11 protein-coding genes are annotated in these 13,763 nt (G+C 58.9%); 4 read left to right on the forward strand and 7 right to left on the reverse strand.

The genetic code is table 11. The annotated features are described in order from the left end of the window. Positions 1-145 precede the first annotated feature (145 nt). Together poxB and mrdA are read right to left on the reverse strand one after the other, a co-directional pair. The gene (gene poxB, locus BMY98_RS25755) at positions 146-1,867 is read right to left on the reverse strand and encodes a ubiquinone-dependent pyruvate dehydrogenase (RefSeq protein WP_074893546.1); all 1,722 of its coding nucleotides are present in this window, start codon (positions 1,865-1,867) and stop codon (positions 146-148) included. A 135-nt stretch (positions 1,868-2,002) separates the two neighbouring features. Next, positions 2,003-3,937: a penicillin-binding protein 2 gene (gene mrdA / locus BMY98_RS25760; protein WP_074893548.1), complete on the reverse strand. Its 1,935-nt coding sequence runs from the start codon at positions 3,935-3,937 to the stop codon at positions 2,003-2,005. 523 nt (positions 3,938-4,460) lie between these two features. On the opposite strand from mrdA, the gene BMY98_RS25765 reads away from it, so the two are divergent. From BMY98_RS25765 to BMY98_RS25780, 4 genes are all read left to right on the forward strand, one after another. Beyond that, complete coding sequence (locus BMY98_RS25765) at positions 4,461-5,207, forward strand: gluconate 2-dehydrogenase subunit 3 family protein (protein WP_074893550.1); 747 nt, start codon at positions 4,461-4,463, stop codon at positions 5,205-5,207. A gap of 6 nt (positions 5,208-5,213) precedes the next feature. Next, positions 5,214-6,977, forward strand: coding sequence for a GMC family oxidoreductase (locus BMY98_RS25770; RefSeq protein ID WP_074893552.1), 1,764 nt, complete (start codon positions 5,214-5,216; stop codon positions 6,975-6,977). Next, positions 6,974-8,200: a c-type cytochrome gene (locus tag BMY98_RS25775; protein WP_074893554.1), complete on the forward strand. Its 1,227-nt coding sequence runs from the start codon at positions 6,974-6,976 to the stop codon at positions 8,198-8,200. The genes BMY98_RS25770 and BMY98_RS25775 overlap by 4 nt, the downstream gene beginning before the upstream one ends. Before the next feature lie 839 nt (positions 8,201-9,039). Next, a complete protein-coding gene (locus BMY98_RS25780; RefSeq protein WP_074893556.1) occupies positions 9,040-10,170 on the forward strand; it encodes an SMP-30/gluconolactonase/LRE family protein in 1,131 nt (376 codons plus the stop codon). 231 nt (positions 10,171-10,401) lie between these two features. Here BMY98_RS25780 and BMY98_RS25785 read toward each other — a convergent pair whose 3' ends face one another. The 5 genes from BMY98_RS25785 to BMY98_RS27860 form a co-directional block, all read right to left on the reverse strand. Further along, the gene (locus BMY98_RS25785) at positions 10,402-10,767 is read right to left on the reverse strand and encodes a hypothetical protein (protein WP_217648335.1); all 366 of its coding nucleotides are present in this window, start codon (positions 10,765-10,767) and stop codon (positions 10,402-10,404) included. A gap of 226 nt (positions 10,768-10,993) precedes the next feature. Continuing rightward, positions 10,994-11,341 carry a hypothetical protein gene (locus BMY98_RS25790; protein WP_074893558.1) on the reverse strand — a complete coding sequence of 116 codons (348 nt, stop codon included), beginning with the start codon at positions 11,339-11,341 and terminating at the stop codon, positions 10,994-10,996. Between the two features lie 152 nt (positions 11,342-11,493). Further along, positions 11,494-11,994, reverse strand: coding sequence for an SUKH-3 domain-containing protein (locus tag BMY98_RS25795; RefSeq protein ID WP_074893560.1), 501 nt, complete (start codon positions 11,992-11,994; stop codon positions 11,494-11,496). Between the two features lie 153 nt (positions 11,995-12,147). Then, positions 12,148-12,813 (reverse strand): hypothetical protein, encoded by a 666-nt coding sequence (locus BMY98_RS25800; protein WP_074893562.1) that lies wholly within the window; start codon positions 12,811-12,813, stop codon positions 12,148-12,150. A 14-nt stretch (positions 12,814-12,827) separates the two neighbouring features. Continuing rightward, a partial coding sequence (locus BMY98_RS27860) for an RHS repeat-associated core domain-containing protein (RefSeq protein WP_175514225.1) occupies positions 12,828-13,763 on the reverse strand: 936 nt, incomplete at its 5' end.

The raw sequence follows: 13,763 nt of genomic DNA on the forward strand, positions 1-13,763 counted from the left end.
GCCTTCCCGGCTGAAGCCGGTCCCACTATGAGTGCGCGGTGTAATTGTGGGACTGGCTTTAGCCGGGAAGAGGCCTGCGTGAACACCCTCGCTTTCGCGGTGTATCCACTGACGCATTCCCGGCTGAAGCCGGTCCCACATGAAATCAGCGCAAGTTAGTCTTCGCCAGTTCCAGCACCATGTCTGCCTTGCCGTTCATGACGGCCTTGAGCATGAACAGGCTGAAGCCTTTCGCCTGGGCCAGTTTGATTTTTGGCGGCATGCCCAATTCCTGTTTCGCGGTGACGACATCCACCACCACAGGCCCCGGGTGCTCGAAAGCTTTCTCCAGCGCGGCCGGCAGGTCCGCCGAGTCCTCCACGCGAATCCCCAGAATGCCTGCACCGATGGCGATGTTGGCAAAATTGGTGCTGTCGAAATCGGTGTCGTGGGGCACGTAACCGCCCGCCTGCATTTCCATCGCCACAAAACCCAGCGAGCTGTTGTTGAACACCACCAGCTTGATCGGCAGGTTCAGCTGGCGGATCGACAGCAGGTCGCCCATCAGCATCGACAAGCCGCCGTCGCCACACAGCGCCACCACTTGCCGTTGCGGGAATGCCGCCTTCGCACCCAATGCCTGGGGCATCGCATTGGCCATGGAGCCGTGATTGAAAGAACCCAGCAACGAGCGCTTGCCATTCATGGTCAGGTATCGCGCCGCCCACAACGTCGGCGTGCCGACATCGACGGTGAAGATCGTGTCCGGGTCGGCGTAGGCGTCAACCAGTCGCGTCAGGTATTGCGGGTGAATCGGCTCGCCGTGGCCCGACGGCGTGGCCAGTTCGTCGAGTTCTTCGCGGGACTTGGCGTAGTGATCCAGCGCCTTGTCGAGGAACTTGCGGTCGGTGTGGGCCTTTAGACGCGGCAATACGGCGTCGAGGGTTTCAGCAATGTCCCCCGCCAGACCGAGGGCAACAGGGACGCGACGACCAATGGCGGTCGGGTCGATGTCGATCTGAATGACCTTGGCTTTTTCCGGGTAGAAATTGCGGTACGGGAAGCTGCTGCCGAGGATGACCAGGGTGTCGCAGGCCATCATCGCGTGATAGCCGGAGCTGAAGCCGATCAGTCCGGTCATGCCCACGTCGAAGGGGTTGGCGTATTCGATGTACTGCTTGCCGCGCAGGGCGTGGACCACCGGCGCAGACAGCTTCTCGGCCAGCGCCACCACCTGATCGTGGGCCTCGGCACAGCCAGCGCCGGCAAGAATCGTCACCGCTTTGGATGTGTCCAGCAGGTCCACCAACCGTTGCAGATCGGCTTCTGCCGGGATGACCCGCGCTGGCGCGTGATCGACCCACACAGGTTTGATGTCCGGGGCCGCGCTCAGGGCGACGTCGCCGGAAATCACGATCACCGCCACGCCACGCTGGCTGATGGCGGCGCGCATGGCCCGCTCCAGCACACGGGGGAACTGCTCGGGGGTGCTGACGGTTTCGACGAAGTGGCTGCACTCTTTGAACAGGTCGGTGGGATGGGTTTCCTGGAAGTAGTTCAGGCCGATCTCGGAAGATGGAATCTGCGCCGCAATGGCCAGGACCGGTACACCGCTGCGGTGGCAGTCATAGAGGCCGTTGATCAAGTGCAGGTTGCCCGGACCGCAACTGCCCGCACACACCGCCAGCTTGCCGGTGGACGCTGCTTCCGCCCCTGCCGCGAACGCCGCGACTTCTTCGTGACGGGTGTGCATCCACTTGATCTTGCCCAGGCGCTGGAGGCTGTCGGTCAGACCGTTCAGGCTGTCGCCGCTGACGCCCCAGATCTTCGAGACGCCGGCTGCGGCGAGGGTTTGGGCGAGGTAGTCGGCGATGGTTCTGCTGGACATGGGGCAAGTTCCTTGTCGAGTCGAATGAGCGCGGGAGGCCGGAACAGACATCACGCGTGGTCTCAAATCGACCTGTCACGCCGGGCACAGTTCAGTGCATCTTGGGGAAACGCACCCGTCCGCAAGCGCCGGATCTCACACCGGCGGCTGGCCCACCGCCTTGTTCGGCGCGGCGATCTGCACTTTCGGATTGACCGGCGTTGTGCCTGGCGTGGCGTATTGCTGTTTCAGGTGGCCGTCCGGATCCAGCAGCCAGGCATCCAGAATTTCCCGCACCACGGGACCGGCGACGCGGCCGCCCGCCTCGCCGTTCTCGATCATCACCGCTACGACAATCTTCGGGTTGGCCGCCGGTGCAAAACCGACGAACAAGGCATTGTCGCGATGGCGTTCCAGGGTCTTGTTGCGGTTGTAACGTTCGCCCTGCTTGATCGCCACCACCTGCGCGGTACCGCTCTTGCCGGCAATGCGGTATTGCGCACCTTGCGCGGCGGCACGGGCGATGCCGCGGGGGTCGTGCATCACCGCTTGCATGCCATTGTTGACCTGATCCCACTCGTGGGAATCACGCAGCACGATGTTCGGCATCGGGTGCTCGTCCACCGGCGCTACGCCACCGATCTCCTTGGCCAGGTGCGGACGATGCCAGATGCCTTTGCTGGCAATCAGGGTCGTCGCCTGAGCCAGTTGCAGCGGCGTCACCTGCATGTAGCCCTGGCCGATGCCGAGGATCACGGTCTCACCCGGGAACCACGCCTGACGCCGGGTGATGCGCTTCCACTCTTTCGACGGCATGAGGCCCGCCGATTCCTCGAACATGTCCAGCGAGACCTTCTGGCCGATGCCGAACATGGTCAGGTAATCGTGCATGCGGTCGATGCCCAGCTTGTGGGCCAGGTCATAAAAATAGGTGTCGTTGGAGCGCATGATTGCCGCGTTCAAATCCACCCAGCCATCGCCGCTGTGGTTCCAGTTGCGGTACTTGTGGTCGAAGTCCGGCAGCTGGAAATAGCCCGGATCGAAGACGCGGGTTGATGGCGTAATAACGCCGCTGTCCAGGCCGGCAATGGCCACTTCCGGCTTGATCGTCGAACCTGGCGCATACAACCCGCGCAGCACGCGGTTGAACAGCGGACGGTCGACCGAATCCCGCAGCGCCGAATACTCCTTGAAGCTGATGCCGGTAACGAACAGGTTCGGGTCGAAGCTCGGCTTGCTGACCATCGCCAGCACTTCGCCGGTGGCCGGATCGATCGCCACCACCGAGCCGCGACGGTCGCCCAGCGCGTGTTCTGCCGCCTCTTGCAGCTTGATGTCCAGGCTCAGGGTGATGTTTTTGCCGGCCACCGGATCGGTGTGCTTGAGCACACGCAGCACGCGACCTTGCGCGTTGGTTTCCACTTCTTCGTAGCCGACATGGCCGTGCAGCTCGCTCTCGTAGAACCGCTCCACACCCGTCTTGCCGATAGACTGGGTGCCGCGGTATTCCACCTGATCCAGCTGGGTCGCCTCTTTCTCGTTGATCCGCCCGACGTAGCCGATGGAGTGCGCAAAGTGTTCCGCCAGCGGGTAGTGGCGAACGAACTGCGCCTCGACGTCCAGCCCCGGCAGCCGGAACTGATTGACCGCCAACAGGGCGATCTGCTCTTCGGTCAGCTCATAGAGCAGCGTCACCGGCACAAAGCGGTGGGGCGAGTTCTTCATCGCCTTGTCGAAGATGATCCGATCCTCGTCTGGCAGGTTGAGGATCTGCATCAGTTCGTCGATCACCGCGTGCCAGTCACCCGCGCGCTCGCGGGTCATGGTCAGGTTGAAGCTGGGGCGGTTGTCGGCGAGGATCACGCCGTTACGGTCGAAGATCAGCCCGCGCTCCGGCGGAATCGGCAGCACGTGGACGCGGTTGTTTTCGGAGATGGTGGAGTGGTAGGCGAATTCGGTGACTTGCAGGAAGTACATGCGGCACACCAGTGCGACGCTGAGCACGGCCACGAAAACGGCGCAGGCGATCAAGCGTTTGTTGACCAGCCGGGTTTCCTTCTCGTGGTCTTTTAAGGGTATTGGATCGGGCATTTCTGCAGCTACTCGGTGAATATATAAACGGCACAGTCAGCAAACCGCACGGACAGGCGGGACGCAAATGGCGTGCACGATACCAAGAAGTGGCCCTGACCAAGGACTTGGCTTTATGAAGATTCTGTCAGGTTCACGCCACGGTCAGCCCCGAACTGCACCCCCCATGGGCTGCTTCGGCGGGAGAACACGAACCCTTATCTGAACCATTGTTACCCGATTGCACGTCGACTGTTACGTAATCGGTAAGAGTCATTTACCGATTTGAACCGCTGCAACACGGCGCAACACATCTATCATGGCAGTTGGCGTGAAAAGATGCAGATCAGTTACGGCAATTCCCCGCTTAGCGTGCGCCATTCGCTCGCAGGCCTGCCAGAGACCCAGTGTCACACCCCGCCAGGAACCACTTGCCGTGCACATCGTATGCGCGGCAATACCCGTGATAAAGAACGCAGAGCACAGCCCCGGCACGGACCATCTCGCAATGGCCTGTGGGGGCGTGGTTTTGCAGGAGCCCTGAATGACAGAGAAATCCAAAGGCCTCACCCGCCGCCAGTTGCTGAAAGGTTCAGCCACGACGCTGGCCGTCGGTGCAGCTGCCACGGCCCAGGCGGCCACCGTTGTCGGCGTTCCGCAGTGGGTGCCGTTCGACCACAACGGTCCGATGCATTACGACACCCCGGGCTGGCAGTTCTTCACCGACGCCGAAGCCCTCGCGGTGGAAGCCATTGTCGCCCGACTGATCCCCGCCGATGACCTCAGCGTCAGCGGCAAGGACGCCGGTTGCGCGGTGTTCATCGACCGTCAGCTGGCCGGCGAGTACGGCACATTCAGCCGTCTGTACATGCAGGGCCCGTTCGCTCAAGGCACGCCGATGCAGGGTGACCAGTCGGAACTGGTGCCGCGCCAGCGCTACCGTCTCGGCCTCGCCGGCCTTGAAGGCTACTGCCAGAAGCAGTTCCAGAAAAACTTCAGCGCCCTGACCGCGGAACAGCAGGACAAGGTCCTGACCGGTCTGGACAAGGCCGAGATCACGCTGGAAGGCATCGACGCCAAATTGTTCTTCCAGCAAGTGCTGGGCAACACCATGGAAGGCTTTTTCGCCGACCCGGTCTACGGCGGCAACCGCGACATGGTGTCGTGGAAAATGATCGGCTTCCCCGGGGCCCGCTACGACTACCGCGAGTACATCGGCCTGCACAACCAGAAGCTCAATCTGGTGCCGCTCTCCATCATCGGCAGCTCCGCCTGGACCAAGAAGGGTTAATTCGACATGGCCAAAAAACTACCTTCCACCGACGTCGTGGTAGTCGGGCTCGGCTGGGCCGGATCCATCATCGCCAATGAACTGGCCGATGAAAACCTCAAGATCATCGGCTTCGAACGCGGCCCATGGCGCGATACCGCCGCGGACTTCAACGTGGCCTCGGCCGCGGACGAATTGCGCTACAGCCGCCGTCAGGACTTGATGGCGAGAACCCGGCAAAACACCACAACCATTCGCAACAGCGTCACCGAGACAGCGCTACCCATGCGCAGCTGGGGCTCGTTTCACCCGGGCAACGGTACCGGCGGCGCCGGCAACCACTGGGCCGGCATCACCTTCCGTTTCCAGCCCCATGAGTTCCGGCTGCACAGCCACCTGACCGAGCGTTACGGCAAAGAGCTGTCGCCTGAACTGACCCTGCAGGACTGGGGCACCGACTGGGACGAAATGGAGCCTTTCTACGCCAAGTTCGATCGCCTGGCGGGCATCTCCGGCAAGGCCGGCAACATCAAGGGCGTAATACAGGAAGGTGGCAACACCTTCGAAGGCGCGCGCTCCGAGGAATACCCGAACCCGCCGACGGCACAGACTTACGCGCCGACACTGTTCGCCGAAGCCGCGAAAAACCTGGGCTACAAGCCGTTCCCGGTGCCGTCGGCCTTGCTCTCGCGGCCGTATGTAAACTCCCTTGGCGTGGCCATGGGTGCCTGCACCTTCTGCGGCTTCTGCACCAACTACGGCTGCGCCAACTATTCCAAGGCCAGCGCCATCACCACGGTGTTGCCAGTGCTGGTGCGCAAGCCGAACTTCACGGCCATGACCAATTGCGAAGTCCTGCGCGTGACCATGGACAGCAGCGGCAAACGCGCCACCGGCATCGTCTACATGGACTCCAACGGCGAAGAGTGGGAACAGCCTGCCGAACTGGTGGTGATCAGCGCGTTCATCTTCGAAAACGTACGCCTGATGCTGCTCTCCGGCGTGGGCCAGCCTTACGACCCGGTGACCAACACCGGCACCACGGGCCGCAACTACGCCTACCAGACCGCCAACAGCGTGCGCATGTTCTTCGACGACAAGAACTTCAACCCGTTTATCGGCGGCGGTGCCATCGGCATGGGCATCGACGAGTTCAACAACGACAACTTCGACCACTCGGGTCTCGGTTTCGTCGGCGGCGGCAGCACCCGCGTGACCCCGATCGGCGCAGCGCCCATCGACGCGCGCCCTCTCCCGCCCGGCACCCCGACCTGGGGTTCGGAATGGAAGAAGGCCACGGTCAAGAACTACGCCAGCACCATGTCCATCGGCTGTGAAGCGAGCAGCTATGCGACGCGGACCAATTACCTGTCGCTGGACCCGACCTACAAAGATCCCCTGGGCCGACCGCTGCTGCGCATCACCTTCGACTTTCCGGAGAACGATCGCAAGATGGCCGCCTACGTCACCGCCAAGGTCGGCGAGATCGCCAAGAGCATGAACCCGCGGCAGATGGTCCCCAGTTCCCAGCAAGGGCACTGGAACAGCGCGCCGTATCAGTCGTCGCACATCGTCGGCGGCTTCATCATGGGCGCCGACCCGAAGAACAGCTCGGTGAACAAGCACCTGCAAGTGTGGGGCGTGCCGAACCTGTTCGTGGTCGGCTCATCCGCCTTCCCGCAGAACCCGGGTTACAACCCGACCGGCACCGTCGCGGCGCTGGCCTTCAAAGCGGCGGATGCCATCCGCACCCGCTACCTTAAGCGTCCAGGGGAGATGATCAGCGTATGAAGACTCTTCTGACGGTCTGCGCAGGCGTTATCGGTCTGTCTGTTTCCCTCGCCCACGGGGCAACCGGCGCCGATTCCTACAACATCGTGGAAAAGGGCCGCTACCTGAGCACCCTGGGTGACTGCACCGCGTGCCACACCATCCCGGGCAAGCCGCTGTTTTCCGGTGGCGTGATCCTTGATACGCCGTTTGGCAAGCTGGCCGGCGCCAACATCACTCCGGACCCGGCGACCGGCATTGGCCGCTGGAGCTTCGAGGATTTCCAGAACGCCATGTCCAAGGGCCACGGCCTTGACGGCAAGCGCTTGTATGGCGCCATGCCGTTCACCGCGTACACCAAGGTGCTGCGTGAGGACAATCTGGCGATCTTCGCGTACCTGAAGACGGTGGATCCGGTAGAGAACAAGGTTGAAACCAACCAGCTGCCGTTCCCCTTCAACGTGCGCACCAGCCTGATCGGCTGGAACCTGATCAACTTCAAGGAAGGCGAGTTCAAGGCCGATCCGCAGAAGTCCGAGCAGTGGAACCGCGGCGCGTATCTGGTGGAAGGCCTGGGCCACTGCGGCACGTGCCATACGCCGAAGAACCTGATTGGCGGTGACAAAAACGATCAGTTCCTCACCGGGGCCAATCTGCAGAACTGGGTCGCGCCGAACATCACCTCCACTGGCCAGGATGGCATTGGTGCGTGGAGCGAGGATGACATCGTCAAGTACCTGAAGACCGGCGCAAACCGTTTCGACATCGCGTCCGGGCCGATGGCCGAGGAGGTCGAGCATTCTTCGCAGCACTGGAAGGATGAGGATTTGCTGGCGGTGGCGGTGTACTTGAAGGACGGTGCCAAGCCGGTTGAGGCAGCCAAGCCGGTTGCTGCGGACGATGGGGCGATGGTGGCGGGCAAGGCGATTTATGCGGATCGCTGTTCGGCGTGTCATACGCCGACGGGTGAAGGCGCGGCCAATCTGTTCCCGAAACTGGCGATGGCGCCGTTGGTGAATAGCAATGATCCGTCGTCGCTGATTCGTGTGGTGCTGGCGGGCAGTCGTGCGGGTGCGACGGATGCTGCGCCGACGGCTCCGGCGATGCCGGCGTTTGGCTGGAATCTGTCGGATGAGAATGTCGCGGATGTGCTGACGTATGTGCGTAATACGTGGGGCAATGCGGCGCCGGCGGTGTCGGCTTCGGAGGTGAAGGATGTGCGTGAGGGGTTGAGGGCGAAGTAGGTTTACCTTTGACAGCAAGATCAAGAGCGTCTGCCTAAGGGCAGACGTTTCGCCTTCGGCGAGTTACTTGGAAAAGCACCCCAAGTAACCAAGGGTGCTTGCTCTTGGTTTGGCCCTTCGTTCCTCAGGGTTCCTTCACTCCGGTCTCGCTCCGTGGGCCCGCTGCCATCCGCCATCCATGGCGGGGGGCAGCTCTCGCCGCATCCATGCGGCTCGGCCCACTCCGCGAAACCTGCGTTCAGCCTGCACCCAAGTCGCGTTTGGCGGTGACTGCACTTTTTGTGTACGAAGATCAAAAGCAGATCAGAAGCAGATCAACGGCTTCCCGGCTGAAGCCGGTCCCACTGGCTGCACGCGATGCTTTTAGTGGGACCGGCTTTAGCCGGGAAGAGGCCCTCCTGGGCACTATCAATCTTGCTGCTCAACGCTTAGATCGTTCCCACGCTCCGCGTGGGCATGCATCCCATGACGCTCTGCGTCTATCCCGCTGAAGCCGGTCCCGCCGACTGCACGCATTGCTTTTAATGGGACCGGCTTTAGCCGGGAATAGGCCAGTCTGGGCACCGTCAACCTTGCTGCTCAACGCTTGGTGATCGTTCCCACGCTCCGCGTGGGCATGCATCCCATGACGCTCCGCGTGGATTCCCGGCTGAAGCCGGTCCCACCGACTGCACGCGTTGCTTTTAGTGGGACCGGCTTTAGCCGGGAAGAGGCCCGTTTGGGCACCGATTTCCTCGGAGGGTGAGCTGGATACCCAACCCATCATTCACTTGTACGATGTCCTATCAGGAGGTATTACTAACGTTCCCGTAAAAAAATAAAACAACGGAGATCGCTACATGGACTCAACCCTGTCCGCCTTGCCCAAGCATGCTGAAACCTCTGAGCCGTCAAGCGGCAACACCCGCCGCAGTTTCCTGAAGAAATCCCTCGCTGTTTCCGCCACCCTGGCCACCGTCGGCAGTGCCGCTCTGCCCCGCCTCGCGTCTGCCGCCGAGCCCTTGAGCCAGCGTTACCCGGATCCGCTCGTTCACATCCTCGACGACAGCTTTCTCGAACTGCGGGTCTTCAACGCCAGCGTCGAGAAACTCGCCACCGGCATGCGTTGGGCCGAAGGGCCGGTATGGGTCGGCGACGGGCGTTACTTGCTGGTCAGCGACATCCCCAACAACCGCATCATGCGTTGGGACGAAATCACCGACACCTTCACGGTGTACCGCGAGCATTCCAATTTCTCCAACGGCATGTGCCGCGATCGCCAGGGCCGCCTCATCGTCTGCGAGGGTTCCACCACCACCAGCGAAGGCCGGCGCATCACCCGCACCGAATACAACGGCACCATCACCGTGCTGGCCGACAGCTTCGATGGCAAACCCTTCAACTCCCCCAACGACATCGCCTGCAAAAGCGACGGCTCGATCTGGTTCAGCGACCCACCCTTCCAGACCAGCAACAACTACGAAGGCCACAAAATCACCCCGACTCAACCCCACGCTGTCTACCGCATCGACGGCGAGAGCAAGAAAGTCACCCGGGTGATCGACGACCTGGCCGGTCCCAACGGCCTGTGCTTCTCCCCTGACGAAAAGACCCTGTACGTCGTCGAAGGCCGCGCCAAACCGAACCGCCTGATCTGGGCCATCGCGGTCAAGGACGACGGCACCCTGGGCGAACGCCGCAAACACATCGAAGGCCTGGACTACGCCGCCATCGACGGCATCAAATGCGACGAAGCCGGCAACCTGTGGTGCGGCTGGGGCGGCAACGGCGATCCGAAGGCCGACCTGGAGAAACTCGACGGCGTGCGCGTGTTCAATCCCCAGGGCAAAGCCATCGGACACATCTCATTACCTGAGCGCTGCCCGAACCTGTGCTTCGGCGGACGCGAAGGGAATCGGTTGTTTATGGCGAGCAGTCACTCGATTTACTCGCTGTTTGTGAATACGCGTGGGACTGGGTTTGCGGTGTAAGGGTATTTACTTGCTGGATCGGCGGCCGAGCGGCCGTCGACTTGGGTTGGGCTCTTGTTAAAAGGTCCGCCCCTTTAGACCGCAAAGTAGATTTCCGATGTATCCAAAACGCTGACAAAGAAAGCAAACTGATGTTTAAACGCATTAGAGAGTAATGGAGCTGCTGCTATATCTTTCAAATGGTTTGCGCCTCAAAGGGTCAAAGGGGGTCGCCCCTCTCCCTAGGCATAGTCATCGGTTGATAAAGATTTCAATGTCGTCAAGAGCATCCTGAGCTCTACCAGACAAGGTCCTGTGCTTTAGTTTTTCTAGTAGGACCGGCATGACTAAAGATTTGTCGATTACTTTGTGCATGCGGGCAACATGACCTATGCATGTCAGGGCCAGTCCTCTGACGTCCTCGTCGCGATGATTCTTTATTGCTTCTATGCACTTAAGCTGAATCCATTGCGGATCATCAATGTTAAAACACAGATACATAAGTGCATCCGTAGCTGCCTCCGCATCTTCCGACCGCAACATAACATCGAGCTCCTCTTGGCTATATGGGGGGGTGGTAGCGCTCATTTTTTGATCTTCCCCTTTGCCTGTTACCATGCCAGCTTTTCTGCATGCCGATTGTTGTTCGTTGTGCAAATCGCACCAGCAACGTACGTGCCCATGAAATTCTTCGTCTCCATTTGGGTAAGATTCGAGAGTTAAAGGGGTCCGTCCCCTTTAGCCAGTCAACTTCATTTTTCGGAATACTCCATCCATGACTGTTCAGCCAGTCGATAGTCTTTCTAGAGAGTTAAAGGGGTCCGTCCCCTTTAGCCTTTGAGATCTAAATCTCCTGACCTGGAATATGAAGATTTCTAAGCTGGAATGCCTCGCTTAGCGCCACTTCTTCGTTAATTTCTCCATCACTCAGGCACTTGTATGGCTCGTTGTCGAGTGCAGTGCGCACCAGATCATATAACGCCAACGATCTTAAGTTAACCTCAAGCCACAGTGAATTTTGGTCATCATAGCTCAAGCGTGCATCGTAATTCGCCTCGGTCTTGGAGACGCAATCTTTCAAGTAAACAAACTCTTGATCTGCTCGGACGCAATACTCACTCACCCTCAGAGCGCTCATGAGGCAGCGGGCGGTAAGAATATTAGGGAAAACCAACCTATATTCGTGACTCATGAGCCGTGCGGCCTCCCTCGAACTGTGGGTAAATCTATGGGGTTACGGATGCCAATATGGCTTTTATTTGGATCTGTAGAATTAAAGGGGTCCGTCCCCTTTAACCCTTTAACCCAGCGAGATTTTCTGCCCCCGAACGCAGCATAGGTCTGTCATAGGGTGCCGGTAAAAAAGATCGGTATTGCGCCTGGCGTTGCGAGTTGCGCCTGCTCACCCGTCTTACGCCCAAATATCAAGTTCTCCATGGCTTGAACAAAGCCCAGTCCCTGTATGCAAAGCCCGTCGTGGATGAGGCTCAAGAGGTAGCAGCAACCCTTTTCGTCGATCAACAGCGCGCCGTGGCCGTGATGGACTTCGGCGATGCTCACCAAGGTGGTGCCTAGGCGTTGCTCCCACTCAAGGAAATCTTCGCTTTCATGCAGATGTTCAAATGTGCCAAAGGCGACATCGCTGGTAGCACACTCCTCTCCTGCGCCGCAGATGCCCACTTGCACCCCGGCAAGCTGTTTAAGTAGAGCAGCGGCAGGATGGTCGTGTGGAACGTAACGCGGTAGTGGCACGGTGGAAGTGCTGGGCCAGCCTGCTGCAAGAAAAAGTGGGCTCAGGCTTTCAGGGAGTTCGATCAGCGGGGGTACGTTTAGTGTGTCGGTCACGATTTTACCAAGCTGTTAGTGGGTGCTATAGAGTTAAAGGGGTCTATCCCCTTAAGTCCAAAAAAACGAGCGGCTTTGCGTGGTTTCTAACTGTCGTTGAGGTTCCTCCTTGCACAAGGGCTCGCAAATGAGAGCTAAAGGGGTCCGTCCCCTTTAGCTCAAGGGTGCCGTCCCCTTTAATTTATGGTCTGCTTGAGCATGCTTCTCTTTGACCTTCAGAGTCTTGACTAGGCGACGGTATGCAGACGGATAGTGCCGCTTCGTCAGAGAAATGCGAGCCCATTCAATTTTGTGAAAGTCCATTGTATATTTTATAGCGTTGGTCGCGGCTTTGTTTAGTATGCCCATTTCATCATAATCACTTTCCAGAGTATCAACCTGATATCCATCCCTCTGGTTTTTATGGCTAAATCGCACTACTAGTGAATCATCGAAAATTACCGCACCATCTTTTTTGTCGTGAAAAAAATAGAACGTCAGCGGCTTCATAACTTCAGGATGGTGTTGACCGTAGCTAATATATTCCTTTAACAAGGATGTGAGCCTGACTCCTTTCAAGACTCTAAAGCCGCTCCCTACTTGCTGGTCTTGGAAAAAGTAGCGCTTGAACACCACACCTACAGATCTTGTTTTGTAAGTCACACTGTAGAGCTTCTCAAAAAAGTGATAGTCATCGATTTCGCCTGCTAGCTCGTAGTCGTGAGCGATAAGCTCGTCTGGTGAAAAGCTCTTGAGCCCGAGTGTCTCAGCGCTTTTGATTGTGGCATCCTTTATAAAGAGCAAAAAGATCTCGGAAAATGATGATTTCAATGCTTTCATGATCGCTCCATTTTTTATTTAGAGATTGGATTTGTTCCGTTGGTGTAATGTTTCTTCAAGATGCTACCTACCTCGTTTAGCTCAGTGACCCTTCCGGAGTTGGGGTTATGCGAAATTCCCGCCTGTGAAGCTTTGACCAAGCGATCCACATTTTTCGAGTCGTCAAGATAGCTGGCAACACACTTGCATGCTTTGCGCCAGTGAGAGTTGCTCATGTTGCGTGTCGCTCTATCAGCCGGCTCAAGGATCACATGCGAGCCTTCTGTATCCGGTATCAAAGTTATATGGCCACCTTTAGGCGATAGGCCAGGTCCGTAAATATTGACGTGTACACCTCGCGCTAGCACATCCGGGCCGGCGGTTTGTGCTTTTACTTCGTGACCCGCAAGTCCCAGAGGATCAACAAAGCCGACTGGATTGGCTGCGTACGTATAAAGGTTTATCCCCCCCGTGTAACCAATCGGATCCTTGCTGATGAACCGGCCGACCCTTGGATCATAGTACCGATGGCGGTTGTAGTGCAGGCCGGTTTCGTGGTCGTGGTATTGGCCCTGGAATCGGATGGCGTTGGTCAGGCCGATTTGTTGGGCGAACTCCGAACGGTTTTCCTGGGCTTCGCCCCACGCTTTGTATTGGGCGCTCCAAGCGGTGCTGCCGTTTTGGTCGGTGATTTCCTGAGGCGTGCCGAGGTGGTCGCATTGGTACCACGCCAACGCGTCAATCGGCAGCGCCACCGGTTTGTAGTTCCAGAGCGGATCTTCTTTGAAGTTGTAGCGACCGGTGTAAGTTGGTTGGCTTACGAGACGAATCGTTTCGTGGCGAATGGCTTGGGCCACCGGGACGAAAGTGCCGGGCTCGTGGATGTAATGCACCGTGCGGCCGAGAGCTCCGGCGTACGGCGGTGGGCTGCTTTCCCAGGCGAGGTTGTCGCCGTCCCAGCCATACAGGGT

The organism is Pseudomonas graminis, from assembly GCF_900111735.1.
GTDB lineage: Bacteria > Pseudomonadota > Gammaproteobacteria > Pseudomonadales > Pseudomonadaceae > Aquipseudomonas > Aquipseudomonas graminis.

Coding starts and splice junctions, on each gene's coding strand:
- poxB (WP_074893546.1), bottom strand. CDS start 1,867: ATGTCCAGCAGAACCATCGCCGACTACCTCGCCCAAACCCTCGCCGCA.
- mrdA (WP_074893548.1), bottom strand. CDS start 3,937: ATGCCCGATCCAATACCCTTAAAAGACCACGAGAAGGAAACCCGGCTG.
- BMY98_RS25765 (WP_074893550.1), top strand. CDS start 4,461: ATGACAGAGAAATCCAAAGGCCTCACCCGCCGCCAGTTGCTGAAAGGT.
- BMY98_RS25770 (WP_074893552.1), top strand. CDS start 5,214: ATGGCCAAAAAACTACCTTCCACCGACGTCGTGGTAGTCGGGCTCGGC.
- BMY98_RS25775 (WP_074893554.1), top strand. CDS start 6,974: ATGAAGACTCTTCTGACGGTCTGCGCAGGCGTTATCGGTCTGTCTGTT.
- BMY98_RS25780 (WP_074893556.1), top strand. CDS start 9,040: ATGGACTCAACCCTGTCCGCCTTGCCCAAGCATGCTGAAACCTCTGAG.
- BMY98_RS25785 (WP_217648335.1), bottom strand. CDS start 10,767: ATGGTAACAGGCAAAGGGGAAGATCAAAAAATGAGCGCTACCACCCCC.
- BMY98_RS25790 (WP_074893558.1), bottom strand. CDS start 11,341: ATGAGTCACGAATATAGGTTGGTTTTCCCTAATATTCTTACCGCCCGC.
- BMY98_RS25800 (WP_074893562.1), bottom strand. CDS start 12,813: ATGAAAGCATTGAAATCATCATTTTCCGAGATCTTTTTGCTCTTTATA.